Annotated in this window: 24 protein-coding genes and 1 riboswitch; of the genes, 16 read left to right on the plus strand and 8 right to left on the minus strand. The window is 69.2% G+C overall.

Going from position 1 to position 24,170, the window contains the following annotated elements; genetic code table 11:
* Positions 1–91: 91 nt before the first annotated feature.
* A riboswitch (cobalamin riboswitch) is annotated at positions 92–280 on the minus strand.
* Between the two features lie 696 nt (positions 281–976).
* Genes ACGF7Y_RS02080 through coaD form a run of 3 tightly spaced genes read left to right on the plus strand, consistent with a single transcriptional unit; the run spans position 977 to position 5,480 of the window.
* On the plus strand, positions 977–4,381 hold the full coding sequence (locus tag ACGF7Y_RS02080; RefSeq protein ID WP_393228360.1) for a pyruvate carboxylase: 3,405 nt from the start codon (positions 977–979) through the stop codon (positions 4,379–4,381).
* On the plus strand, positions 4,378–4,941 hold the full coding sequence (gene rsmD / locus ACGF7Y_RS02085) for a 16S rRNA (guanine(966)-N(2))-methyltransferase RsmD (RefSeq protein WP_357955405.1): 564 nt from the start codon (positions 4,378–4,380) through the stop codon (positions 4,939–4,941). The genes ACGF7Y_RS02080 and rsmD overlap by 4 nt, the downstream gene beginning before the upstream one ends.
* Positions 4,942–4,994: 53 nt before the next feature.
* Positions 4,995–5,480, plus strand: coding sequence for a pantetheine-phosphate adenylyltransferase (gene coaD / locus ACGF7Y_RS02090; protein ID WP_393228362.1), 486 nt, complete (start codon positions 4,995–4,997; stop codon positions 5,478–5,480).
* A 78-nt stretch (positions 5,481–5,558) separates the two neighbouring features.
* Here the strand turns inward: coaD and ACGF7Y_RS02095 are convergent, their stop codons facing one another.
* A complete protein-coding gene (locus ACGF7Y_RS02095) occupies positions 5,559–6,077 on the minus strand; it encodes a GtrA family protein (RefSeq protein WP_393228364.1) in 519 nt (172 codons plus the stop codon).
* Between the two features lie 384 nt (positions 6,078–6,461).
* Here ACGF7Y_RS02095 and ACGF7Y_RS02100 point away from each other — a divergent pair, with 384 nt between their 5' ends.
* From ACGF7Y_RS02100 to ACGF7Y_RS02155, 12 genes are all read left to right on the plus strand, one after another.
* Positions 6,462–7,208, plus strand: coding sequence for a DivIVA domain-containing protein (locus tag ACGF7Y_RS02100; protein ID WP_393230862.1), 747 nt, complete (start codon positions 6,462–6,464; stop codon positions 7,206–7,208).
* 97 nt (positions 7,209–7,305) lie between these two features.
* Entirely contained in the window at positions 7,306–7,935 is a 630-nt protein-coding gene (locus tag ACGF7Y_RS02105; RefSeq protein ID WP_393230864.1) for a YceD family protein, read from the plus strand.
* 52 nt (positions 7,936–7,987) lie between these two features.
* Positions 7,988–8,170 carry a 50S ribosomal protein L32 gene (rpmF, locus tag ACGF7Y_RS02110; RefSeq protein ID WP_014987105.1) on the plus strand — a complete coding sequence of 61 codons (183 nt, stop codon included), beginning with the start codon at positions 7,988–7,990 and terminating at the stop codon, positions 8,168–8,170.
* Between the two features lie 22 nt (positions 8,171–8,192).
* Entirely contained in the window at positions 8,193–8,906 is a 714-nt protein-coding gene (gene rnc / locus ACGF7Y_RS02115) for a ribonuclease III (protein WP_357033723.1), read from the plus strand.
* Between the two features lies 1 nt (position 8,907).
* Complete coding sequence (gene mutM / locus ACGF7Y_RS02120) at positions 8,908–9,768, plus strand: bifunctional DNA-formamidopyrimidine glycosylase/DNA-(apurinic or apyrimidinic site) lyase (protein ID WP_393228367.1); 861 nt, start codon at positions 8,908–8,910, stop codon at positions 9,766–9,768.
* Positions 9,769–9,832: 64 nt separating this feature from the next.
* A complete protein-coding gene (locus ACGF7Y_RS02125) occupies positions 9,833–10,414 on the plus strand; it encodes a dihydrofolate reductase family protein (RefSeq protein ID WP_040868378.1) in 582 nt (193 codons plus the stop codon).
* Positions 10,415–10,442: 28 nt separating this feature from the next.
* Positions 10,443–11,480, plus strand: coding sequence for a PHP domain-containing protein (locus ACGF7Y_RS02130; RefSeq protein ID WP_393230866.1), 1,038 nt, complete (start codon positions 10,443–10,445; stop codon positions 11,478–11,480).
* A gap of 100 nt (positions 11,481–11,580) precedes the next feature.
* Positions 11,581–13,107, plus strand: coding sequence for a PstS family phosphate ABC transporter substrate-binding protein (locus ACGF7Y_RS02135; RefSeq protein ID WP_393228369.1), 1,527 nt, complete (start codon positions 11,581–11,583; stop codon positions 13,105–13,107).
* 91 nt (positions 13,108–13,198) lie between these two features.
* Entirely contained in the window at positions 13,199–14,308 is a 1,110-nt protein-coding gene (locus ACGF7Y_RS02140; RefSeq protein WP_393228370.1) for a winged helix DNA-binding domain-containing protein, read from the plus strand.
* Between the two features lie 353 nt (positions 14,309–14,661).
* Positions 14,662–15,858, plus strand: a complete 1,197-nt coding sequence (locus ACGF7Y_RS02145) for a glycosyltransferase family 4 protein (RefSeq protein ID WP_393230868.1) — start codon at positions 14,662–14,664, stop codon at positions 15,856–15,858.
* A complete protein-coding gene (locus tag ACGF7Y_RS02150; protein WP_393228372.1) occupies positions 15,855–17,984 on the plus strand; it encodes a glycogen debranching N-terminal domain-containing protein in 2,130 nt (709 codons plus the stop codon). Before ACGF7Y_RS02145 ends, ACGF7Y_RS02150 begins: the two co-directional genes overlap by 4 nt.
* Before the next feature lie 94 nt (positions 17,985–18,078).
* On the plus strand, positions 18,079–18,264 hold the full coding sequence (locus ACGF7Y_RS02155; RefSeq protein WP_357116330.1) for a hypothetical protein: 186 nt from the start codon (positions 18,079–18,081) through the stop codon (positions 18,262–18,264).
* A gap of 71 nt (positions 18,265–18,335) precedes the next feature.
* Here ACGF7Y_RS02155 and ACGF7Y_RS02160 read toward each other — a convergent pair whose 3' ends face one another.
* The 7 genes from ACGF7Y_RS02160 to ACGF7Y_RS02190 all read right to left on the minus strand — a co-directional run bounded on the left by ACGF7Y_RS02160 (position 18,336) and on the right by ACGF7Y_RS02190 (position 23,476).
* Positions 18,336–18,788, minus strand: a complete 453-nt coding sequence (locus tag ACGF7Y_RS02160; protein ID WP_393228374.1) for a DUF350 domain-containing protein — start codon at positions 18,786–18,788, stop codon at positions 18,336–18,338.
* A gap of 64 nt (positions 18,789–18,852) precedes the next feature.
* A complete protein-coding gene (locus ACGF7Y_RS02165) occupies positions 18,853–20,016 on the minus strand; it encodes a glutathionylspermidine synthase family protein (RefSeq protein WP_357033737.1) in 1,164 nt (387 codons plus the stop codon).
* Positions 20,017–20,829, minus strand: coding sequence for a hypothetical protein (locus ACGF7Y_RS02170; RefSeq protein WP_393228376.1), 813 nt, complete (start codon positions 20,827–20,829; stop codon positions 20,017–20,019). It lies immediately after the preceding gene.
* 31 nt (positions 20,830–20,860) lie between these two features.
* Positions 20,861–21,139, minus strand: a complete 279-nt coding sequence (locus ACGF7Y_RS02175) for an acylphosphatase (protein WP_357033741.1) — start codon at positions 21,137–21,139, stop codon at positions 20,861–20,863.
* Entirely contained in the window at positions 21,139–21,606 is a 468-nt protein-coding gene (locus ACGF7Y_RS02180) for an OsmC family protein (protein ID WP_357033743.1), read from the minus strand. The genes ACGF7Y_RS02175 and ACGF7Y_RS02180 overlap by 1 nt, the downstream gene beginning before the upstream one ends.
* A gap of 161 nt (positions 21,607–21,767) precedes the next feature.
* Positions 21,768–22,397, minus strand: a complete 630-nt coding sequence (locus ACGF7Y_RS02185) for an MBL fold metallo-hydrolase (protein WP_393230871.1) — start codon at positions 22,395–22,397, stop codon at positions 21,768–21,770.
* A complete protein-coding gene (locus ACGF7Y_RS02190) occupies positions 22,391–23,476 on the minus strand; it encodes an S-(hydroxymethyl)mycothiol dehydrogenase (RefSeq protein WP_393228379.1) in 1,086 nt (361 codons plus the stop codon). The genes ACGF7Y_RS02185 and ACGF7Y_RS02190 overlap by 7 nt, the downstream gene beginning before the upstream one ends.
* A 233-nt stretch (positions 23,477–23,709) precedes the next feature.
* On the opposite strand from ACGF7Y_RS02190, the gene ACGF7Y_RS02195 reads away from it, so the two are divergent.
* Entirely contained in the window at positions 23,710–24,135 is a 426-nt protein-coding gene (locus tag ACGF7Y_RS02195; RefSeq protein WP_062969845.1) for a DUF1707 domain-containing protein, read from the plus strand.
* The last annotated feature ends 35 nt before the right edge of the window (positions 24,136–24,170 follow it).

Here is a 24,170-nt window from a genome sequence, read left to right on the forward strand (position 1 = left end):
CGGCCGAGGAGCCCGACACGTCAGCTGGTGATCCGCGCGCCCAATCCACGAGGCGGTGGCCGCCGGGTACGGCGTACCCGGCACGACTGGCAGGTCTTCGGACTCGCGGGCACCGGCCGTGCGGGCCGGCGTACGCCGGAGTGCTCCCGATGGCCGACCTACTGGCCGTCGCTTCCCGGGTCGCGGAGCCTTCCGGCTCGGTGAAACCCAGTGCCTGGTGACGGCGGTCGTTCCTGCATACCGCTGCGGGACAGTCCCGGATTCCCACCGGGTTCCCTCTCGCCCGCCGTAACGTCGCCGCACGGGCGGGCTCGACTCCGTCGCGCGACGTCGGGGCTCCATCTCGTCGTGCTGCGGTGAACCAGCTGCACTCTCAGCATAGGACGCGGTGCGGCCGCCAGGAACGACCGACCCGAGATCGGGAGCCGCTGCCGCGGCCACCTGCGGTCGAACAGGAGCCGCACTGGGATCGGCCCCGCGGACGCGAAGTCGTCCGGTGGCGCGCCGCGAGCGACCGCACATCGAATATTTGCCCGAGACGATCGCCGCGTACCGATTCGGCGCCGGCTTGCGTTCCGGCTATCGGCAGGACCGGGCACGCCGATTCGCATCGACCGTTCCCGGAATCCCCGGGTCGTGCGCGGAATCGGATCGGCTCTTCGCCGATACCCGGCGGCGGCTACCGGAGATCCGCACACTCCCGAACTCGTCGTGCGCGTGGTTCGCCTCGTGTGCGGCCGCGGCCGCGTGTCGAGATATCGAGGCCGAGCCCGGCCGTCGGTCGACCGCGCGGCGGCCACCGGTACCCCACCTCGGACCGGTCCCGGCCGCCGGGCAGCACACCGGTTGCTGCGGCGCCGCCCATGTGTCGGCGCTGTGAACGCAACTTCGCAACGGTGCTAGGCGGTCTTGTGAAGAGGTTTGCGAAGGGGGATTCCATGTCGGTGCGGTTCACGCGGCCGGGTACCTTAGGTCAATGTTCTCGAAAGTCTTGGTTGCCAACCGTGGCGAGATCGCCATCCGAGCCTTCCGCGCGGCTTACGAACTCGGCATCGGGACGGTCGCCGTGTTTCCCTACGAGGACCGCAATTCGGTCCATCGGTTGAAGGCGGCGGAGTCGTACCAGATCGGCGAGCCCGGTCATCCGGTGCGGGCCTACCTGTCGATCGAGGCGATCATCGAGGCGGCCAAGTCGGCGGGCGCGGACGCGATCTACCCGGGATACGGGTTCTTGTCGGAGAACCCCGATCTGGCGGCGGCGTGCGCCCGCGAGGGCATCACGTTCATCGGCCCGTCGGCCGAAGTGCTCGAACTCGCCGGTAACAAGGCGCGCGCCATCGAGGCGGCCAAGGCGGCCGGTCTGCCGGTGCTGCGTTCGAGCGCACCGTCGTCGGACGTGGACGAGTTGCTGGCCGCGTCGCGCGAGCTGGAGTACCCGATCTTCGTCAAGGCGGTCGCCGGTGGTGGCGGTCGCGGAATGCGCCGGGTCGCCGCGCCGGAGCAATTGCGCGAGTCGATCGAGGCGGCCTCCAGGGAGGCGGAGTCGGCGTTCGGTGACCCGACGGTGTTCCTCGAGCAGGCGGTGGTGAACCCTCGCCATATCGAGGTGCAGATCCTGGCCGATCAGGACGGCAATGTGATGCACCTGTTCGAGCGGGACTGCTCGGTGCAGCGTCGGCATCAGAAGGTGATCGAGCTGGCGCCCGCGCCGAATCTGGACCCGGCGCTGCGTGAACGGATCTGCGCCGACGCGGTCGCCTTCGCCAGGCAGATCGGCTACTCGTGTGCGGGCACCGTGGAGTTCCTGCTGGACGAGCGCGGCAATCACGTCTTCATCGAGATGAACCCGCGCATCCAGGTGGAGCACACGGTGACCGAGGAGATCACCGACGTGGACCTGGTGCAGTCGCAGCTGCGCATCGCAGGCGGGGAGACGCTCGAGCAGTTGGGCTTGAGCCAGGACGCGGTCACGATCAGGGGCGCGGCCTTGCAGTGCCGGATCACCACCGAGGACCCGGCCAACGGGTTCCGTCCCGACACCGGCCGCATCACCGCCTACCGCACCCCCGGCGGCGCGGGCATCCGCCTGGACGGCGGTGCGAACCTGGGCGCCGAGATCGGCGCCTACTTCGACTCGATGCTGGTCAAGCTCACCTGCCGCGGTCGCGACTTCGGCGCGGCGGTGGCGCGGGCGAGCCGGGCGCTGGCGGAATTCCGCATCCGCGGTGTGGCCACCAACATCCCGTTCCTGCTCGCGGTGCTGGACGATCCCGACTTCAAGGCGGGGCTGGTCACCACCTCGTTCATCGAGGAGCGCCCGCAGCTGCTGACCCTGCGTCAGTCCGCCGACCGGGGCACCAAGATCCTCGACTACCTGGCCGACGTCACGGTGAACAAGCCGCACGGCGAGCGGCCGACCACGGTGTACCCGCACGACAAGCTGCCCGCGATCGATCTGAGCGTGCCGCCGCCGGACGGCTCGCGCCAGCGGCTGCTGCGGCTGGGGCCGGACGGCTTCGCGCAGGCGCTGCGGGCGCAGAAGGCGGTCGGCGTCACCGACACCACCTTCCGCGACGCGCACCAGTCACTGCTGGCCACCCGCGTGCGCACCAACGGCCTGCTGGGAGTGGCGGGGCATGTGGCGCGGTTGACGCCGGAGCTGCTGTCGGTGGAGTGCTGGGGTGGCGCGACCTACGACGTGGGATTGCGATTCCTGTACGAGGATCCGTGGGAGCGGCTGGCGGCATTGCGGGAAGCGATCCCGAATATCTGCTTGCAGATGCTGCTGCGTGGCCGCAACACCGTCGGCTACACCCCGTATCCGGAAGCGGTGACCCGCGCGTTCGTCTCCGAGGCGACAGCCACCGGTATCGACATCTTCCGTATCTTCGACGCCCTCAACAACGTCGACCAGATGCGCCCGGCCATCGACGCGGTCCGCGAGACCGGCACCGCGGTCGCCGAAGTCGCGATCAGCTACACCGGCGATCTGGCGAATCCGGACGAGACGCTCTACACCCTGGACTACTACCTGAAGCTGGCCGAGCAGATCGTGGACGCGGGCGCGCACGTGCTCGCGATCAAGGACATGGCCGGACTGTTGCGCGCTCCGGCCGCGACCAAGCTGGTCACCGCGTTGCGCAGCAATTTCGATCTGCCGGTGCACGTGCACACCCACGACACCCCCGGCGGGCAGTTGGCCACCTACCTGGCCGCCTGGCAGGCCGGCGCGGACGCCGTCGACGGCGCGAGTGCCGCGATGGCCGGTACCACGAGCCAGCCCGCGCTCTCGGCCATCGTCGCCGCGGCGGCGCACAGTGAGTACGACACCGGGCTGAACCTGCAGAACGTCTGCGACATGGAACCGTACTGGGAGGCGCTGCGGAAGGTGTACGCGCCGTTCGAGTCCGGGCTGCCCGCGCCGACGGGTCGCGTCTATACCCACGAGATCCCCGGCGGGCAGTTGTCGAACCTGCGTCAGCAGGCCATCGCGCTCGGGTTGGGTGACCGGTTCGAGGAGGTCGAGGCGAAATACGCCGCCGCCGACCGGCTGCTCGGGCGTCTGGTGAAGGTCACCCCGTCCTCGAAGGTCGTCGGCGACCTGGCGCTGGCGCTGGTGGGCACCGGCGTCGAGGTCGAGGACTTCGCCGCCGACCCCGGCCGCTACGACATCCCGGACTCGGTGATCGGGTTCCTGCGCGGCGAACTGGGCACCCCCGCCGGTGGCTGGCCCGAACCGTTCCGCACCAAGGCACTCGCCGGGCGCGGCGCGGCCAAACCCGAGACACCGTTGACGCCCGCGGAGGAGAAGGCCCTGGCCGGTAGCTCCGAGGAGCGTCGGGCGACGTTGAACCGGCTGCTGTTCCCCGGCCCCACCGCCGAATTCCTCGCCCACCGCGAGAAGTACGGCGACACCTCCGGGTTGTCGGCCAACCAGTTCTTCTACGGCCTGCGTCGCGGCGACGAACACCGGGTGCAATTGGAGAAGGGCGTCACCCTGCTCATCGGCCTGGAAGCCATCTCCGAACCCGACGAGCGCGGCATGCGCACGGTGATGTGCATCCTCAACGGGCAGTTGAGGCCCATCTCGGTGCGCGACCGGTCGATCGCCAGCGAGGTCCCTGCGGCGGAGAAGGCCGACAAGACCAATCCCGGTCACGTCGCGGCGCCGTTCGCCGGTGTCGTCACTCTCGCGGTGTCCGAGGGCGATTCGGTGGCGGCGGGCGACACCATCGGCACCATCGAGGCCATGAAGATGGAAGCCGCGATCACCGCGCCTCGCGCGGGCACCGTCGGCCGCGTCGCCATCGGCGCCGTGCAGCAGGTCGAAGGCGGTGACCTGCTCATCGAACTGGCGGTCCGGGAGTCGTCCGCCGGATGACGCGCATCGTCGCGGGAACGGCGGGCGGGCGGCGCCTGCGGGTGCCGCCGTCGGGCACCCGCCCGACCTCCGACCGCGTGCGGGAGGCGCTGTTCAGCGCGTTGGACGCCCGGCTGGATTTCGCGGGCGCGCGCGTGCTGGACCTGTACGCGGGTTCCGGCGCGCTCGGCCTGGAGGCGCTGTCGCGCGGCGCCGAGCACGCGCTGCTCGTCGAGTCCGACCGCAAGGCCGCGGCCGTGGTCCGCGGCAACATCGCCGACCTCGGGCTGCCGGGCGCCGAACTGCGGGTCGCGACCGTGGCCGGCGTACTGCGACAGGGCGGGGCGGGCCGCTTCGATGTGGTCTTCTCCGACCCGCCCTACGCGGTGGACAACGCCGCGGTGCTGGCCGATCTGCGGGCGCTGACCGAGCATGGTTGGCTGCGTCCCGGGGCGTCGGTGGTGCTGGAGCGTTCGGCGCGTTCGCCCGAAACAGCCTGGCCCGCAGGCTTCGTCCCGGCCAAATCGCGACGGTACGGCGAAACACGCATCGATCTCGCGGAGTTCGAGCCGGACGGGTAGGCGCGGGTCCGGCCGCGCGTGCCCGCCGGCGGTCGCCCTGCTAGCGTCGCCTCATGGCAGGAGCACTGTGCCCCGGGTCGTTCGACCCCGTGACCTACGGACACCTCGACGTCTTCGCCCGGGCCGCGGCCCAGTTCGACGAGGTCGTCGTCACCGTCTTGATCAATCCGAAGAAGCAGGGCATGTTCACCGTCGAGGAGCGCATCGAGCTGCTGCGTGAGTCGACCGCGCACCTGAGCAACGTGCGGGTGGAGTCGTGGCAGGGCCTGCTGGTCGACTTCGCCCGCGAACAGGGCGTCACCGCGATCGTGAAGGGCCTGCGCGACGCGGGCGACTTCGGCTACGAACTGCAGATGGCGCAGATGAACAAGAAGCTCTCCGGGGTGGACACCTTCTTCATCGCCACCAACCCGTCGCTCAGTTTCCTGTCCAGCTCACTGGTCAAGGAGGTCGCGGCCTACGGCGGCGACGTCGCCGACATGCTGCCGCCTTCGGTGCACAAGCGCCTCCTCGACCGCTTGGCCGAGCGCGAGAACTGACGGAGGAACAAGCCCTGAACGTGGCCGGGCCCCGCCGCACCGGTACGCCCTGAGTGCTCCCGAAGAGGCGGAATCCGCTCAGAACACCAGGCCGCGCAGCGCCAGGAAGCGCATGCCGCCGACGGCGGCGGTGATGGCGAGGATCGCCGCGGCCTGGGCGGTGCCCCCGAGGCCGGGGGCCCACACGCCGAGTGCGGCAAGCGCGGCGGTCGTGACGCCGAGGCCGACCATCGCCAGCCCGCCGCCTTCCCACTGCGCCGTGAACCAGCCGACCCGTCCCGCCGCGTGGAAGGTGAGCTGACGGTGCAGCTCGTTGGCGATCATGGTGCTGACGACGGAGCCGACGACATTGGCGAGCAGCGGCCCGGCGCCGTGCATGGCGAAGAACAGCAGGACATAGGCGATATTGCTGGACCCGCCGACCAGCGCGAACCGGATCAGCTGAGCGAAGGCGCGATCGCCGCGCAGATACTGGGCGAGCTGTCCGAACTTGGTCGCGACCGCGGTGGCCGGCAACGCAGGGTAGGGGCCGCCCCACGGCACGAAGAAGCTGGTGGCGCTCACTCCCGCCGGTCGCGGTAGTTCCAGAACAGTCATCGTCTTTCCGATCGAACACAAGCCATCGGCTGGGGCAACGGCGATGGTGATCGCTCACCTGTTCCGTCGACTCTGGACAGGTTCCGTTCGTAGCTCATGGTCAGGAATCGCTGACACATCGGAGCCTGTCGACATTCGACGGCGGGTTGCCCCTACCTCCGGCTTTTTCGTCCGCGATCCAGGGGGAACGCGGTAGGTGTCGAAGGTCTTGGTCGACCTTCCAGAAAAATGTAACACGAAGCGGAGAGGAGGTCTCCACTTGATTTCTGTGGCGTGCGAGACACTGGCACGACACACCGGAAAGTGACTCGGCACGAGCCGTGACGAGGGGCACACTGGGCTGGGCGGAGAGTTTCGCCGTGAGTCCGCAGGAGGGTAGTGAGCATGTATCGCGTATTCGAAGCGCTCGACGAACTTGTCGCCATCGTCGAAGAGGCGCGTGGCATCCCGCCGACCCGAAGCTGCATCGTGCCGCGTGGCGATGTGCTCGAACTACTCGACGACGTCCGGGACGCGCTGCCCGGCGAACTCGACGACGCCCAGGACGTGCTCGACCATCGGGACAAGATCGTGTCCGATGCCAGGACCGCGGCCGAGACCGCCGTGACCGGAGCGAACGAGCAGGCCGAGCACACCATCACTTCGGCGCGCGAGGAAGCCGATCGCATCCTGGCCGACGCCAAGGCGCACGCCGACCGGATGGTCGCCGAGGCGAGTGCGCACGCCGACCACCTGGTCGCCTCCGCTCAGGAGGAGGCCGCTCGGGTGGTGGCCGACGGCAACGCCGAATACGAGGCGGTGACCGGCCGGGCGCGCGTCGAGTCGGACCGGATGATCGAGGCGGGCAAGGCCGCCTACGACCGCTCCGTCGCCGAAGGCCTCGCCGAGCAGGAGCGGCTGGTCACGCAGACCGAGGTGGTCCGGGCCGCGCACGCCGAGTCGGCCAGGGTGATCGACGCCGCGCACGCCGAAGCCGATCGCCTGCGCGAGGAATGCGATCACTACGTCGACTCCCGGCTGGCCGACTTCGAGGAGACGCTGACCAGCACGCTGCGCACGGTCGGGCGGGGACGTCATCAGCTGCGCAGTGGTACGGGCGTACCCGACTACGCCAGCGAATTCCGCAGGTAGCGGCGCCGAGCGCGAGGGGCTGCGTTTGGGAGCGCACCGCCTGATCGCGTATTGTGGACTGGTTGCCCAAACCCCCTCGAGCGTGAGTGAGTTCGTGATGTCCGCCGGTTCCGGTTCCGCGTCGCGTCCCAAGTCGGCCAAGCGCCGGTTGCCGGACGCCGGTTTCGTGCTGGACGCCCGCAGCCTCGGCCGCAGGCCGGGGACCATGCGCGAGCTGCGCCGCACCGTCACCACGGAGAATCGGATCGGTCTGGATCTGATCGCCGTTCCCGTGGGCGCGCAGGTGGAGCTCGACCTGCAGTTGCAGGCGGTATCCGAAGGTGTGCTGGTCACCGGCACCGTCACCGGGCCGATCGAAGGGGAGTGCTCGCGCTGCCTGGAGCCGTTCGGCGACGAGGTCACCCTGCGGGTGACCGAGCTGTTCGCCTACCCGGACAGCGCCACCGAGCAGACTACCGAGGACGACGAGGTCCACCGCCTGGTCGACGACACCATCGATCTGGAGCCCGTGGTGATCGACGCCGTCGGTCTCGAGCTGCCGCTGCAGCCGCTGTGCTCGCCGGATTGCGCGGGACTGTGCCCCGAATGCGGCGTACGGATGGCGATTGCGGGATCCGACCACGGGCATGAGATACTTGACCCTCGCTGGGCCGGACTGGCTAATTTCGCCTCCGGATCGCCCGGCACAGGCAGCCCCGACGAGGGTGCGGCCGACCGAGACCACTGAGCAAGACCGATCAGCCGAACCGGCAGAGCAATTAGACAGAGGAGAAGTAGTCGTGGCCGTTCCCAAGCGCCGGATGTCCCGTTCCAACACCAGGTCGCGGCGCAGCCAGTGGAAGGCCACCGCGCCGACCCTGATCACCTGCCCGAACCGCGCCTGCGGCGAGAAGACCCTGCCGCACATCGCGTGCCCTTCCTGCGGCACCTACAAGGGCCGCCAGGTCACCGCCGCGGTCTGATCGTTAGACCTGTCGTAGCGACGTGACCGACGAACCCGACTCGTCCGGTGAACACGCGAGCCTGCTCGCCGCCCTAGGCGTCGATCTGCAGCCGGATCTTCTGCGTCTCGCGCTGACCCATCGGTCGTACGCGTATGAGAACGGCGGTCTGCCGACGAACGAGCGTCTCGAGTTCCTCGGCGACTCCGTGCTCGGGCTGAGCATCACCGAACGGCTGTATCACGAGCATCCCTCGAAGTCCGAGGGCGAACTGGCCAAGCTGCGCGCGAGCGTGGTGAACATGCGCGCGCTCGCGGAGGTAGCCCGTGGGCTCGGCGATGGCGGCCTCGGTGTGCACCTGTTACTGGGCAAAGGCGAAGAACTCACCGGCGGCCGGGACAAGGAGAGCATCCTCGCCGACGGCATGGAGTCACTGCTCGGCGCCGTGCACCTGGAGCACGGCATCGAGGTGGCTCGTGCCGTGGTGTTGCGGCTGTTCGCCGAGCTGCTAGAGCGCGGACCGCGAATGGGCGCCGGACTGGACTGGAAGACGAGCCTGCAGGAACTCACCGCCGAGCGTGGTCTCGGAGTGCCCAGCTACGAGATCACCTCGACCGGGCCCGACCACGACAAGGAATTCACCGCCACCACGGTGATCGGTGGCCGGGCCTACGGGCAGGGTGTCGGCCGGTCCAAGAAGGAAGCCGAGCAGAAGGCCGCGGGGGCCGCCTACGAGGCGCTGACCGCCGAAACCTGACGTGCCCGAACTACCCGAGGTCGAGGTCGTGCGACGCGGCCTCGCCGAGCATGTGGTCGGCCGGGTCGTGGAATCGGTGGCGATCACCCATCCTCGCTCGGTGCGCCGCCATCTCGAAGGCGCCGCCGATCTCGCCGCGCGGTTGACCGGCCTGCGGGTCGAGTCGGCCGAGCGGCGCGGCAAATTCCTCTGGCTCACCTTCGACGACCCGGAAGCCGCCTTGGTCGTGCATCTGGGGATGAGCGGTCAGATGCTGGTCCAGCCCGCCGACGCGCCGCTGGAGAAGCACGCCCATATCCGCGCCACCTTCGGCGACGGTACCCAGCTGCGTTTCATCGACCAGCGCACCTTCGGTGGCTGGGCACTCGCGCCGCTGGTCGAGGTGGACGGCACCCTGGTACCGCAGCCGGTCGCGCACATCGCCCGCGACCCGCTGGATCCGCGTTTCGAACCCGATTCCGTGGTCGCCGTCATCCGGGGCAGGCAGAGTGAGATCAAGCGCGTCCTGCTCGATCAGGGCGTCATCTCCGGGATCGGCAACATCTACGCCGACGAGGCGCTGTGGCGCGCGAAGATCCACGGCGGCCGGCTCGCCTCGGGACTGTCCAGGCCTGCGGTGCGCGGATTGCTCGCCGATGTGGCCACGGTGATGGGCGAAGCGCTCGCCGCGGGCGGTACCTCGTTCGACGCGCTCTATGTGAACGTCAACGGCCAGTCGGGCTACTTCGAACGTGCCCTGGCCGTATACGGTCGAGAGAACGAGCCGTGTCGCCGGTGTGGTGCGCCGATCATCCGGGAGCGGTTCATGAACCGCTCGTCCTACTCCTGCCCGCGCTGTCAGCCGAAGCCTCGCCGTCGCTAGCGCGGGCGGGCTAGCGTTTCCTCAGGGCGGTTCGGAATGTCAGCCGGCCGTGAGGAAGGGAAGCATGCGCAAGCTCACCTATTACGTCGCGTCGACGATCGATGGATTCATCGCCACCGAGGATGGTTCGGTCGACTTCTTCCCGGTCGGCGGCGACCACGGTCCGTCGATCAACGCGCAGTACCCCGAGACGCTGCCCACCAAGGTCCGCGAGGCGCTCGGGGTGGAGGAGCACAATCGCTATTTCGACACCGTGCTGATGGGGCGCAAGACGCACGACTTCGGCGTCCGTACCGGCACCTCCACGCCGTACGCGCACCTGCGGCAGTTCGTGGTCTCGACCACGCTGCCCGAGAGCCCCGATCCGGCCGTCGAGCTGATCTCGGAGAACCCGGTCGAGAAGGTTCGTGAACTCAAACGGGAGAGCGGGCTGGGCATCTGGCTGTGCGGCGGCGGCGAACTGGCGCAGGTGCTGCTGCCGGAGATCGACCAGATCTTCCTCAAGCTCTACCCGATCGTGCTCGGCCGCGGCCGCCCGCTGTTCGGCGCCGGCTCGCGACTGCCCGAACCCGCCAAGTTCCGGGTGATCACCAGCACCGTGTTCGAGGACGGCGTGGCCTTCGTCAAATACAGCCGGGTGCGCTAGCACGGTGCCCGACCAGGATCCGAGCGGAATGCCGGACCGGGCCGCGACGCCCGGTCCGGAGGCGGCGCTGCGGGAGATCGGCTTCTGGCTGGAGCGCTCCCGTGCGGAGACCCACCGCGTGAAGGCCTACCGGCGCGCCGCCGACGTCGTCGCGGGATTGCCCGCCGACGAGCGCGCGGCGCGCCGAGCCGCAGGCAGCTGGACCGAACTGGCAGGCATCGGGCCCAAGACCGCCGCCGTCATCGAGCAGGCGTACGCCGGTGTGGTGCCGCGATACCTGGCCGAGTTGCGCGCGGCCGCCCAGCCGATCGGGGCGCCGGGCAAACCGTTGCGGGAACAGTTGCGCGGCGATCTGCACACGCACTCGAACTGGTCCGACGGTGGCAGCCCGATCGAGGAGATGATGCGCGTCGCGGCGGCGCTCGGGCACGAATACTGCGCCCTGACCGACCATTCGCCGCGCCTGACCGTGGCCAACGGCCTGTCCGCCGACCGACTGCGCAAGCAACTCGACGTGGTCGCCGAACTCAACGACCGGATGGCGCCGTTCCGCATCCTCACCGGCATCGAAGTGGACATCCTCGACGACGGTACGCTCGACCAGCAGGCGGATCTGCTCGCTCGCCTGGACATCGTCGTGGCCAGCGTGCATTCGCACCTGCGCGACGACAGCGCGACGATGACCAAGCGCATGGCGTACGCGGTCGCCGACCCCAACGTCGACGTGCTCGGCCACTGCACCGGCCGCCTGGTCGCGGGTGGACGCGGCACCAGACCGGAGTCGACGTTCGACGCCGAGGTGGTGTTCGAGGCGTGCCGCGCCTACGGCACCGCCGTGGAGATCAACAGCAGGCCCGAACGACTCGATCCGCCTTCGCGATTGCTGCGACTGGCCGCCGAGATGGGGTGCTACTTCTCGATCGACACCGACGCGCACGCACCGGGACAGCTCGACTGGCAGGGCTACGGTTGCGAGCGCGCGGTCGCGAACGGTGTCGCGCCGGAACGGGTGATCAACACGTGGCCGCTGGCGGACCTCTCGGCCTGGACTCGCGCGCGAGCGTGACCGCAGGGTTAACTGTTGCCGAAGACTTCGACTTCGCCTGTGTCGGTAGGCGATCGCCGCCGAGAATGGGGGCCACACGGATTGCTGGGGGGATCGACTGGTGGGCGACTTTCCGCTCGAAATCGTACTGGCGCTCATCGGTATCGCGGTGCCGATCGGCGCGTTCCTGTGGGAGTTCGTCTTCGCCGGCCGCAGACGGCTCGGCTATCGAGTACAGATGGACACGCCGGTCACCGGCGAGATCGAGTCGGTGTTCCCCGGTGTGCTTCCGCAGCTGCGCCCCTCGGCCGACGGCGCCAGCCCGGACCTGAAGGACATCTCGGTCGTTCTGGTGCGCATCGAGAACAGCGGCATCACGACCATCGACAGCCATGACTACAAGGCGCCGGAAGCCGCGCGGATCGGTCTGCACCTGCGCTTTCCGCAGCGCCGGGTGATCGGCATGGCGGTCAACGAACTCAGCGATCCCGCGTTGGCCGACAACCTCGACGCCGACTCCGGCATCGCGGTACGCGAGGACACCGGCGGGCACATCGGTGTGATCGACCTGCCGAAGGTGCCGCTCGGCCCCGGCGATCACTACAAGATCCTGGCGATCCTGCAGCGTTCCGAAGGTGTGGGCGAATACCCGCAACCGGCGCTGCGCGGCGGCATCAAAGCGGGTCGGATCACCGAGACCCGCAGCCGCACCGGAATCCCGCTGATGATGGTCGCGCTCACGATATTCCTGGTGCTGGTGATCGTCGTCCAATTGGTGGTGGCCGCGCTGGAGCCGTCGCCGACGCCACTGGAATGCGCCTCGGGCAAACTGACCGTGACCGGGTCGTCGGCGTTCGGCCCGGTGGTCAGGGAAGCCGCCGAGCAGTATCGGAAGCGTTGCACCGGTGCGGAATTCGCGTTCGGCTTCGAGGGCACCGAGCGCGGACTGGACCGGCTCGCCGAGGAGGGCGCGGGCAACTCCGAGTTGCTCGCCATCACCGACGGTGCGAAGGGCAGCGGTTATCCGTCGTTGGTGCACCGTCCGCTCGCCTTGTCGTTGTTCACCATGATCGTGCATCCCGGCGTCGGCGTCCGGGATCTCACCGTCGCCCAGATCCGGGATCTGTACCGGGGCGGTATCGGCAACTGGCGCGAGGTGGGCGGACCCGACCTGTCGGTGGTGCTGGTCAACCGCACCCCGGGTTCCGGTTCGCGCAACACCTTCGAACGCAGGCTGCTCGACGGCACTCAGCCGGATCGCCCACACGTGAGCTGCACGGCGCTGAAGGGCACCGTCACCACCGCGGCCGCGCACTGCGAGGTCCAGGTCACGGCCGATATGCGCAAGGCGGTGGCCGAGATCCCCGGAGCCATCGGCTATACGGAGTTCTCCGAGGCCTTCGACGCGGGCCTGCCGACCCTGGTGATCGACGGCGTCGGCGCGAGCCGCGACGCCGCGGTGCGCCGCGCCTACCCCTTCTGGGGAGTCGAGTACGCCTACAGCAACGGCGAGTTGCCCGGCGACTCGCTCGCCGCGAGCTTTCTGCACTTCCTGACCGATCAGACCGGCAAGGAGGTGCTGCGCGCGCACGGCAACGCGCCGTGCGCCGACTTGCCCGATCCCGGCCGCTGCCTACCGGATCAATGAACACCGGACGCCGTCGCGGACACCCGTGACACGGTGCGCATGCTGCGCGGGGAGCGTCGAGATGTCGGTGGGCTCGGCGAGGATGGGGCGCATGACGGAACTATCACTGCGCGAGCTGAATCGGACGCTGCTGGTGCGCCAGAAGCTGGTGGAGCGGGTCGCCCTGCCCCCGCTCGAACTGGTCCGGCATCTGGTCGCGGTACAGGGCCAGGAGCCGAACTGGCCCTATGTGGGGCTGTGGTCGCGCCTCGCGGAGTTCCGGCACGACGATTTGGCCGCGCTGCTGTGTGACCGCAGGCTGGTGCGCTCCACCATGATCCGCCGGACCGTCCATCTGGCCGACGCCGCGGACTACCGCTGGCTGCGGCCGACGGTGCAACCGGTGGTCGACGCCGCGCTGAAAGCGCCGTATTTTCGCGACGAGATCGACGGCGTCGACCTGGGAGCACTCGCGGCCGCCGGACGTGAACTGCTGGCCGGACAGCGGCTGCGCCGCCGCGAACTCGGCGACCTGCTCGCCCGGCGTTTCCCGGACCGGCACACGCGCAGGCTCGCCGAAACCGTCGAGTTGCTGGTCCCGTTGACGCACGGCCCCGAGACCGGCGCGTGGGGGCGGTGGCGCAATCGGCAGGTCACGGTCGGTCTGGCCGAGGAATGGACGGGCCTGCCCATGGCCGAGGTGGCGCAGCCCGAGACGCTGGTCCTGCGCTACCTCGCCGCGTTCGGTCCGGCCACAGTGGCCGACATGCAGGCGTGGGCGGGTATCACCCGGCTGGCCGAGGTCGTCGACGACCTGCGCGCCCGGCTGCGCGTGTTCACCGACGACCAGCACCGCGTGTTGTTCGATCTGCCGGACGCGCCGTTGGCCGAGCCGGATCTGCCCGTGCCCGTACGCTTTCTGCCCGCCTTCGACAACGCGCTGCTGGGCCACAAGGACCGCCGCAGGATCATCAGCGAGGAAGACCGGAAGCGCACCGCCAGGGAGGCTTCCGCGGGCGTGCCCATGTATCTGGTCGACGGCTTCGTGCACGGCCGCTGGTCGCTGGACGGCGCCACGCTGCGCATCATGCCCTGGCATCCGCTGTCCGCGACCGAGGAGGCGGCGGTGCGCGCGGAAGCGGAAGATTTGCTGTCGTTCATCGTTGCGGGTGGCGACGCCACCCCGGCCGGCCGTGATCCGCAGGTCGTCCTCGAAGGGTGAGACAACACGCGGCAACCGGCTGTCGGAGAAGGCGGGGCCACCGGACTACCCATCGGTAGCTGAACAATCGCTGGACGACGGGATTTTTCCCCAACTGTGGTTTGAACCACACCGCCTGAGGTACCTCCCACTCGGCCCCCCTGATCATGCCGAAGGCGTGACCAGGCCAACCAAGCCCCATGGACGGCGGTGCAGCTAGGTCTTCACCTCCGCCGCGGGGGCCACTTAGTTCAGTTCGGCGCCCGGTACTCCGAGTGCTGGGTGAATGCGAGTGTTACTTGGTTGTCCCTGGAAGGAGGGTCATGAGCGCGCTTTCCGTGCCGATTTCCGCGCAGGCGTCGTCCGATCTGGAGATGCCGTCGTGCGACTACGTGTCGACAGATCGCTCCAGCGGTCCGTTCCGGATCGCGATGGTCGTGCCGCCGTACTTCGACGTCCCGCCCAAGGCATACGGCGGTGTCGAGGCCGTGGTGGCCGATCTGGTCGACGCACTGGTGGCCCGTGGCCACGACGTGACTCTGCTTGGCGCGGGGGAACCAGGGACGAAGGCCAAGTTCGTGCCGGTGTGGGACCGGGCGCTGCCCGAGCGTCTCGGGGAGCCGTTTCCCGAGGTCGTGCACGCGTTGCGGGTGCGCCGCGCCATCGAGAAGCTCGTGGCCACATCGGGTGTCGACCTGGTGCACGACCACACCTTCGCAGGCCCGCTCAACGCGTCCGTCTTCCAGCGCATGGGTCTGCCGACGGTACTGACCGTGCACGGGCCGGTGGAGGACGACATCTACCGCTACTACCAGGATCTGGGCGACGAGGTGGCGCTGGTCGCGATCAGCGACCGGCAGCGCGAGCTGGCGCCCGGCCTGAATTGGTCCGGGCGCGTGCACAATGCGCTGCACGTCGACGACTGGCCGTTCCGTGTCGAGAAGGACGACTACGCGCTGTTCCTCGGCCGGTTCAACGAGTGCAAGGCCCCGCACCTGGCGCTGGAGGCCGCGCACGCGGCGGGCATCCCGCTGGTGCTGGCCGGTAAGTGCAGCGAACGTCCGGAACAGGCGTACTTCGAGGAGAAGGTGCGGCCGATGTTGACGGACAACGATCACGTGTTCGGACTCGCCGACGCGGCGGCCAAGCGTAAGCTGCTTGCCAATGCGCGTTGCCTGTTGTTCCCAATCCGCTGGGAGGAACCGTTCGGCATGGTGATGATCGAATCCATGGTTTGTGGCACGCCGGTGGTCGCGTTGCGCGGCGGGGCGGTGTCCGAGGTGATCGTCGACGGCGTGACCGGCCGCATCTGCGAGGATCCCGCCGAATTGCCCGCGGCCATCGAAGAGGTCCGCGGCATCGACCCGTATGCCTGCCGAGCCCACGTGCAGGCCAATTTCGGGTCCGACACGCTCGGCTTCGGGTACGAGCAGGTGTATCGCCGGCTGCTGCGTTCCAAGCAGCGGTTCGGCGCAGCGCCGCTCGACATCGCGGCGCCCGCGGCCGCGCCGCTCGACACCACGGCGACCGGCGCCGCCCCCGTCCGGATCGCGGCGAGCGGATTGGCGTGAGCGGTGCCACCCCGTTGACCCCGGCCCCCCTGAACTCCGGTGAGCCCACCGGGTTCGGGGGGTGCGGTTCGGTGACCCTGGTGGAAGGCGGCACGTTCTGCCTGTCCAATCGGCTCGGTGATGTCGAACCGGGCAAGCCGCACGGCTTGTTCTTCCGGGACGCGCGCGTGCTGTCGCGCTGGGAATTGCTGGTGAACGGCAAACCCGCCGAGTCGCTTTCGGTGCTCAGTCCGGAGGCGTTCGCCGCCAGGTTCGTGTTGCGCAGGCCCCCGCAGGCGGGCCTGGCCGACAGCACGCTGCTGGTGGTGCGCGAACGGATCGTGGCCGACGGCATGCACGAGCTGATCACACTGGAGAACATGGGCCGCGAGCCCACCGCGGTGCTGCTGGAACTGCACGTGGACGCCGACTTCGTCGACCTCTTCGCGGTGAAGGAAGGCCGGGCGGGGCACGCGCGGGCCGACGTGACGGTCGCCGACGGCGAACTGGTGCTGCACGACCACGCCGACCGCAGCCGGGGAATATCGATCTCCGCCACGGTGGAACCCGAGGTTCTTCCGGGTTCGCTGCTGTGGCGGGTGATCGTGCCGGTCGGCGAATGCTGGCAGACCGAGATCATCGCCCAGCCGACGGTGGGAAACCAGCGATTCCAAGCCGTGTCGCCGGGGGAGCACTACAACGTCAGCGCGCCGGGCCGCAAGATCGAGGCGTGGCGCGACACCGCCACCGACATCGCCGCGTCCGACCCCGCGCTCACCCGGGTGTTGCGCCGCACCGAGAGCGACTTGGGCGCGTTGCAGATGCACGACGAATCCGGCAACGCCCGCCCCTTCGTCGCCGCGGGTGCGCCGTGGTTCATGACCCTGTTCGGCCGCGACAGCCTGCTCACCGCGTGGATGGCGCTACCGCTGGAGGTCGATCTGGCGCTGGGCACCCTCGAGCAGCTGGCGGAACTGCAAGGGCAGGACGTCAACCCGCTCACCGAGGAGGAACCCGGACGCATCATGCACGAGATGCGCCGCGGCCCGGCGGGCGGACAGGTGTTCGGTGGCAACATCTATTACGGATCCGCCGACGCCACGCCGCTGTTCGTGATGCTGCTGGCCGAATGCCATCGTTGGGGCGCCGACTCCGAGGTGATCCGGCAACTGCTGCCCGCCGCCGACGCCGCGTTGCGCTGGATCACCGACTACGGCGACCGGGACGGCGATGGTTTCGTCGAGTACCGCCGCGCCACCGACCGCGGCCTGATCAACCAGGGGTGGAAGGACAGTTTCGACGGAATCAACGACGTCACCGGCCATATCGCCGAGGCGCCCATCGCGCTGTGCGAGGTGCAGGGCTATGTGCACGCCGCGATGCTGGCCCGGGCCGAGCTGGCCGAGGCGTTCGACGACCCGCGCCTGGCCGGCCTGCTGCGCGAGCGCGCCGCGGAGTTGCGGGTCAAGTTCGCCGAGCAGTTCTGGCTGCCCGACCGTGGCTGGTACGCCGTGGCGCTGGACGGTGGCAAGCGGCAGGTCGACGCGCTGACCAGCAATGTGGCGCACTGTCTCTGGTCGGGTATCGCCACCGACGAGCACGCGGCCGAGCTGGTGGCGCGCATGGCGGCTCCCGAGATGGACTCCGGCTTCGGGCTGCGCACCTTGGCCTCGAATATGGGCGCCTACAACCCGATGAGCTATCACTGCGGTTCGATCTGGCCGCACGACACGGCGATCGCGGTGGCGGGGCTGCTGCGCTACCGGCACGTGCCCGGTGCGGTGAAGCTGGCAACCCGGCTGGCCACGGGCCTGCTGGACGCGGCGGCGGCGTTCGACGGGCGCCTGCCGGAGCTGTTCTGTGGTTTCCCCCGGGCGCGATTCGCCACGCCCGTGCCGTATCCGACGTCCTGCTCGCCGCAGGCGTGGGCGAGCGCGGCGCCGCTGTTGCTGGTGCGCTCGTTCCTCGGACTCGACCCGGACACGCCGAGCAGGACGCTCACCGTCCGGCCGCAGCTACCGGCGCGGTGGGGCAAGGTCTCGCTGCGCGCGCTGCGGCTCGGTGCGACCACCGTCGACCTGGAGGCCGAGGGCGCGCAGATCACCGCGGCACGCCTGCCCGACGACTGGCGGCTGGTGACCCGGTGAGCCACACCGGTTGCCGAGAGGCCCGAGCGGGTATGCCTCCGGCGTAAGGACATTGCAAGCCTTCTCGCACCGATACCAGCACGGGAGGTGCACGATGCAGACATCGCTGGATACGCAGGACCTCTGGCGGAGCCGATACCGGGACTGTTCCGCGGACCCGACAGATCTCGACCTCGATCGCGCGCTGTTCGTCCGTGGCGTGCACGCCGGTCACGGTCCGGAGTGCCGCCAGTACCTCGCCGCGGCGGCGTACTGTCTCGACCACGCGGACGAGCACTGACCAGCGGCCGCGCCGCCGCGAGGGATGCCGGCAGGCACCCAACGTTCTGCCCGATGAGCTTCCGCGTACCCCTACAGGATCGCGAAGGCGACGACCAAGCCGAGCGCGAAATGCGCGGCCGCCACCACGAGTACCTCGGTGGTGTAGGTGTCGGCGTGCAGCGCGGCGCCGATGTCGATGCCGAGCGCCCGCTCGATCACGCGCACCGAGATGACCTGGGCGACAATGCCGACCAGGCCGAACACCAGCGCGGCGATCAGGCCCTCGGACAGCTTGCCGCCACTGCCCACGGCGAAGATGGCGAGCACGACGATGAACGCCATGCTGATCATGCCCGCGGCGGTGACGATGACGGCGTTCGGCTTGCCCGCCACCACCAGTTTGCGCAGCTTGCCCGGTGTGGTCAGGTCGATGGCGTAGAAGCCGACGAGCATGAGCACCAAGCCGACGAGGGCGTAGAGGATGATCGCTCCCACACCCTCGCCCAGCGAACTCCAGTACCCCGATTCCAGGGCTGCGGTCATCTTGATCCTTCCGAGAGGGATTGGCGGGCGGCCGAGATTATTTCGTGCTTGCCGGTGACGAGGCTCAATCGGTGATGCGGTGCGGGACGAAGGCGGAGCCGTCGTCGGTGATCAGTCCCGCGGTCTCGCGGATGCCGAGGCCCGCCGCGGCGTCGCCGACGATCCACGCGCCGAGCACCGGACGCATGTCGTCGAATTCCGGCAGCGGGTCCAGCAACTGGTACACGTAACCTTCCTCGCCGTAGACGCCACCGGTAGCGGTCTCCAGACCCGCGCCGACGATGGTCATATTGGCGCCCTCGCGTCCCAGCTTCGGTTTACGGATGTACTCGGTGAGCTCGTTGGGCTGGTCGAGATAGGCGGGCAGCAGATTCGGGTGGCCCGGGTACATCTCCCACAGCACCGCCAGGATCGCCTTGTTGCTCAGCAGCGTCTTCCACAGCGGCTCGATCCACATGGTCTCCGGCAGGCTGTCCACGACACGCTTGCCGAAATCGTCGTCGAGCGCCCACTCCCACGGGTAGAGCTTGAAGATCGCCTCGATCGGAGCCTCCGCCAGATCGACGAACCGTTCCAGCGCCGAATCGAAGCCGATCTCCTCGATCGGCAGCGCGATGGTGTCGAACCCGGCCTCCGCCGCGGTCTCCTGCATGTAGGCGGTGGTGACGTTGTCCTCACCGGTGGCGTCCGCGCCGGACCAGGTGAAATGCAACTGCGCGCTGGGAAGTACGTCGCGCAGCTCGCCCCACCGCTCGACCAGCTTCTCGTGCAACGAGTTCCACTGGTCGCCGCCGGGGTAGCGGTCGGTCAGCCAATGCCACTGCACGATCGCCGCCTCCAGCAGCGAGGTCGGCGTGTCCGCGTTGTACTCCAGCAGTTTCGCCGGGCGCCGCGCGTCGTAACGCAGGTCGAAGCGCCCGTACACGTGCGGGTCGGAGCGCCGCCAGGATTCGGCGATCGGGCCCCAGCTCCATTCGGGCAGGCCGAAATCGGCGTACCGCTCGGTCAACACGATGTGCTCCACCGCGTTCAGGCACATCGAGTGCAGCAGTTCGACGTCGGCCTCCAAGGCGAGGATCTCCGGCATCTCGAACTCGTAGTGCACCGACTCGTCCCAGTACGGCCGCGGCTGACCACTCGCGTCCCGTCCCGGCGAACCGTAGACCAGGCCCTGGCCCTCGATGATCTGCTGCCAGCCCGCCCGGGGCGTATCCCGCACGCGCCGCATCTACGACCCTCCGCCGGTGCTCTTGCTGCCCAGGCCGCCGCGCTGGATCGTGGTGCCGCTCTTGGTCTTGATCTCGGCGCCTTTCGGTTTGATGGTGGTGCCGCCGGTCGGCGGTCTGCCGACGGTGCCGGTGCCGCCGTAGTAGTAGCGGTACTGCGGTCCGCCGCCGAGGATGATCAGACCGGGACCGACACCGGTGTCGCCGACGAAACCGGGACGACCGTCGCCGCAGTGGGAGTCGTCCACCACGATCTCTTGGCCGTTCTCGACTTTCACGCACTGAGCGGTGACCCGGTCCGGCGCGGTCAAGGCGCGATAGGTCAGGTAACCGCCGCCGACCAGCGCGGCTACGCCGACGATGGCGGCACCGCCGATCATGACACGCTTGCGGGTGCGCTTCTTGGCCTCCTCGGCCGCCGCGGCCGCGCGCTGCGCTTCTTCGGCGCGCTTGCGGGCCTTGTCCCTCGCCCGTAGCTCGGCCACCGTGGGCGGGCGGGGCTGGGTCACGCCGGCTTCTTGCCGCTGGATACTGCCGGGACGCGGCGGGTGCTCGGCGGGTGGTTGCCGCTCGGCCGGACCGCTCGGGCTGCCGGGCGGCACCGACGTGGGCGTCGACCAGTCGATCTCGGACTGCTCGGGGTCACCCGGTGTGGAAGCGGGTTCCGTGCCACCGGAGACGGGCGTCGACCAGTCCTGTTCGTCGCCGGACCCGGGTGTGGCCGCGGCCGGATCGTTCTCCTCGGGGCGTGGCGTCCCGGACGGCCGCTGGGGATCGTCCCGGCGCTCGTCGTCACCCGGATTCCGCGTGCTCACCGCTGTGCCCCCCTCGTCGCCCGAACCACCACTACCGCTCCTCGAAACCGGTCAAATCACCCCGCGCGGGCTCCCAGCTTTCCACAACCAACCTGACCTGACCAGGAGTATCGCCGGAACGCAGCTGTGCGAGCAACCGCTCGCAGGCCGGTCGCGGCCCCTCGGCGACCACGTGCACCCGGCCGTCCCTGGCATTCCTCGCCTGCCCGACCAGCCCCAGCTCCAGCGCCCGCGAGCGAGTCCACCAGCGGAAACCCACGCCCTGGACCAGGCCGTGCACCCAGGCGCTCAACCGAACGGCCTCGTCCATCAGGCCTCGATGTCGAACGACAGTGTCACCTTCGATCCCGCCTTCAGCGTCCGTCCCACCGTGCAGACCTTGTCGATCGCACGCTGCACGGTGACCAGCAACCGCTCGCGGGCCTCGTCGTCGAGTTCACTGAGATCGAGTTCGAACACTTCGTCCAGCTGCGGGTAGACCTCGTTCTCCCGGTCGGCGTCGCCGGAGACGCGGATGGTCGCGTCGAAGTTGTCGCCGAGTTTGCGCGACAGCGGGAAGTCCGCGCTCAAGCCGGAGCAGGCGGCCAGCGCGATCTTCAGCAGCTCGCCGGGGGTGAACACGCCGGGAACGCCCTGCGAACCGATCAGGACCTCGGCGCCACGGGAGCTGCGTCCGGTGTAGGCCCTCGTTCCGGTGCGCTCGACCCACAGGGTGGTGGGTTCCGGCGCGCTCGGCGCCGCGGTGGCGGTGGCGGGTGTAGCGGTGTGTTCAGCCATGGGTTCGATCCTGCCATTGTCGTCGCAATCAACTCGCGCGCCTGGCAACGTCGCGCCCCGCCGCGCCATTCCGCGCGGTCGACGGCTCGTGGCCGAGATTACGGTTCGGCTGAGCGGGATCGCGGGTGGCCGCACTCGATCCACCCGCGATCCTCGAGGTCTCAGTGACCGCGGGCGATCCACTCGGCCAGGAACGGTTTCTCCGCGCCGATGGTGGTGGAATCGCCGTGCCCGGTGTGCACCGCGGTTTCCTCCGGCAGCGTCAGCAGGCGGTCGCGGATCGACTCGATGATCGTGCCGAAATCGGAGAACGAGCGACCGGTCGCGCCGGGCCCTCCCGCGAACAGCGTGTCGCCCGTGAACACGGCTTTCGCGTCCGGCAGGTGCAGGGCGACCGATCCGGGGGAGTGTCCGGGCGTGTGCAGGACGTGGATCTCGGTGTCCGCCACGGGTATCCGATCGCAGTCCGTGAGCGGCCGGTAGTCGGCGTCCGGGTGGGTCATGCGCCACAGCGGCTCGTCGCCGGGATGCAGCAGGACCGGTGCGTTCAAGCGTTCGGCGAGTTCGGGCGCCACCGTCACGTGATCGTTGTGCCCGTGGGTGCACACGATCGCGCGGACGGCGCGGCCCGCGACCGCCGCGACGATCGGGCCCGCGTCGTGGGCGGCATCGATGACGACCACTTCGTCGTCGGCACCGACCAGCCAGATGTTGTTGTCCACCGCCCAGGTGCCGCCGTCCAGGCAGAAGTCGCCGGAGGTGACGACGCGGTCGATGCGGGCGGTCACCAGACCACCACCGAGCGCAGCACATCACCGGTGTGCATCTCGGCGAAGGCTCGCTCCACCTGGTCGAGCCCGATGCGTTCGGTGACGAAGCGGTCCAGCGGCAGCCGTCCCTGGCGGTGCAGGCCGATCAAGGTGGGGAAGTCGCGTTCCGGCAGGCAGTCGCCGTACCAGGAGGATTTCAGCGCGCCGCCGCGGGAGAACAGGTCCAGCAGCGGCATCTCGATGGTCATCTCCGGGGTCGGCACACCGACGAGCACCACCGTGCCGGCCAGGTCGCGGCCGTAGAACGCCTGTTTCCAGGTCTCCGGCCGCCCGACGGCCTCGATGACGACGTCGGCGCCCCACCCGTCGGTGTACTCCTGGATCTTCTCGATCACGTCCTCGGTGGTGGCGTCGATCGTGTGGGTGGCGCCGAAGTCCGTGGCCCAGCGCAGTTTCCGGGCGTCGCGGTCCACCGCGATGATGGTCCTGGCCCCCGCCAGCCGGGCCCCGGCGATAGCCGCGTCCCCGACGCCGCCGCAGCCGATCACCGCGACGGTGTCGCCGGTCGACACGTTGCCGGTGTTCATCGCCGCGCCGATGCCCGCCATCACGCCGCAGCCGAGCAGGCCTGCCACTGCGGGGTCGGCCGCCGGATCGACCTTGGTGCACTGGCCCTCGTGCACCAAGGTCTTGTCGGCGAACGCTCCGATGCCCAGCGCGGGGGTCAGCTCGGTCCCGTCGGCGAGCGTCATCTTCTTGCTCGCGTTGCGGCTGTCGAAGCAGTACCAGGGACGGCCCCGTTTGCACGCCCGGCACTCGCCGCAGACCGCGCGCCAGTTGAGGATCACGTAGTCGCCCTCCGCCACGTGGGTGACCGCGGCGCCCACGGTTTCCACCACGCCCGCCGCCTCGTGACCGAGCAGGAACGGGAAGTCGTCGGTGATACCGCCTTCGCGATAGTGCAGGTCGGTGTGGCAGACACCGCAAGCCTGCACCCGCACCACCACGTCGTGTGGTCCGGGATCCGGGATCACCACCTCGACGATCTCGACCGGTGCGCCTTTGCTGCGGGCCACGACCCCGCGGACGGTTTCCGACACCTGTTCCTCCTCCAGCGAGTTGATCGGGACGCGGAGCGGCCGTTCAGCCCGGCCCGGCCCGCAAGCCGAACACCTGTCCATACAGTTGTTCTCGTCCAACCGAACATTACCGCCGCCGGGTGGGAAGTCCCCGCTTTCGGAGGCGGAACGTCCGAGGGTTGACATTCCACTTTGGAGGGTTATGCTGGATTTATATTCCACTATGGAGGGTGGAACCGTCGATAGGACCAGGCATGGACATCTCCACCGGCACCCGCGCCTCGAATGCCGAACGCGACGCCGTGGTGCGCCTGCTCGGCAGGCATATGGCAGACGGGCGGCTCGATCTGCCCGAATACGACCAGCGCGTCGCTCAGGTGTACGCCACCACCGATCGTGAGGACCTGCGCTCGGTGCTGTCGGATCTGCCCGAACTCGGCAAGGATGCCGTCGCACCGGCTTCCGCGCGCCCGCGCATCCCGATCTGGCAGCGCATCGAGGGCAGCACCTGGCTCGCCGTGAGCCTGCTGGTGCTCGTCATCTGGGGTGCGGTCTCGCTGAGCGTCGGTGCCTTGACCTACTTCTGGCCGATCTGGGTGATCGGCCCGTGGGGCGCCGTCCTCGCCTTCCGTATGGTGGCCGGCTTCGAGAACGGTCGGTTCACCCACCGCGCGAGCTGAGCCCCGCTTCTCGGCGCTGTCACCCGGAGCGCCGG

The organism is Nocardia sp. NPDC047654, assembly GCF_043205035.1.
Lineage (GTDB): Bacteria > Actinomycetota > Actinomycetes > Mycobacteriales > Mycobacteriaceae > Nocardia.

Coding starts and splice junctions, on each gene's coding strand:
- coaD (WP_393228362.1), top strand. CDS start 4,995: ATGGCAGGAGCACTGTGCCCCGGGTCGTTCGACCCCGTGACCTACGGA.
- ACGF7Y_RS02165 (WP_357033737.1), bottom strand. CDS start 20,016: ATGCGGCGCGTGCGGGATACGCCCCGGGCGGGCTGGCAGCAGATCATC.
- ACGF7Y_RS02175 (WP_357033741.1), bottom strand. CDS start 21,139: ATGGACGAGGCCGTTCGGTTGAGCGCCTGGGTGCACGGCCTGGTCCAG.
- ACGF7Y_RS02125 (WP_040868378.1), top strand. CDS start 9,833: ATGCGCAAGCTCACCTATTACGTCGCGTCGACGATCGATGGATTCATC.
- ACGF7Y_RS02100 (WP_393230862.1), top strand. CDS start 6,462: ATGTATCGCGTATTCGAAGCGCTCGACGAACTTGTCGCCATCGTCGAA.
- ACGF7Y_RS02130 (WP_393230866.1), top strand. CDS start 10,443: ATGCCGGACCGGGCCGCGACGCCCGGTCCGGAGGCGGCGCTGCGGGAG.
- ACGF7Y_RS02195 (WP_062969845.1), top strand. CDS start 23,710: ATGGACATCTCCACCGGCACCCGCGCCTCGAATGCCGAACGCGACGCC.
- ACGF7Y_RS02160 (WP_393228374.1), bottom strand. CDS start 18,788: ATGACCGCAGCCCTGGAATCGGGGTACTGGAGTTCGCTGGGCGAGGGT.
- ACGF7Y_RS02155 (WP_357116330.1), top strand. CDS start 18,079: ATGCAGACATCGCTGGATACGCAGGACCTCTGGCGGAGCCGATACCGG.
- ACGF7Y_RS02080 (WP_393228360.1), top strand. CDS start 977: ATGTTCTCGAAAGTCTTGGTTGCCAACCGTGGCGAGATCGCCATCCGA.
- ACGF7Y_RS02145 (WP_393230868.1), top strand. CDS start 14,662: ATGCCGTCGTGCGACTACGTGTCGACAGATCGCTCCAGCGGTCCGTTC.
- rsmD (WP_357955405.1), top strand. CDS start 4,378: ATGACGCGCATCGTCGCGGGAACGGCGGGCGGGCGGCGCCTGCGGGTG.
- ACGF7Y_RS02180 (WP_357033743.1), bottom strand. CDS start 21,606: ATGGCTGAACACACCGCTACACCCGCCACCGCCACCGCGGCGCCGAGC.
- ACGF7Y_RS02140 (WP_393228370.1), top strand. CDS start 13,199: ATGACGGAACTATCACTGCGCGAGCTGAATCGGACGCTGCTGGTGCGC.
- ACGF7Y_RS02095 (WP_393228364.1), bottom strand. CDS start 6,077: ATGACTGTTCTGGAACTACCGCGACCGGCGGGAGTGAGCGCCACCAGC.
- ACGF7Y_RS02105 (WP_393230864.1), top strand. CDS start 7,306: ATGTCCGCCGGTTCCGGTTCCGCGTCGCGTCCCAAGTCGGCCAAGCGC.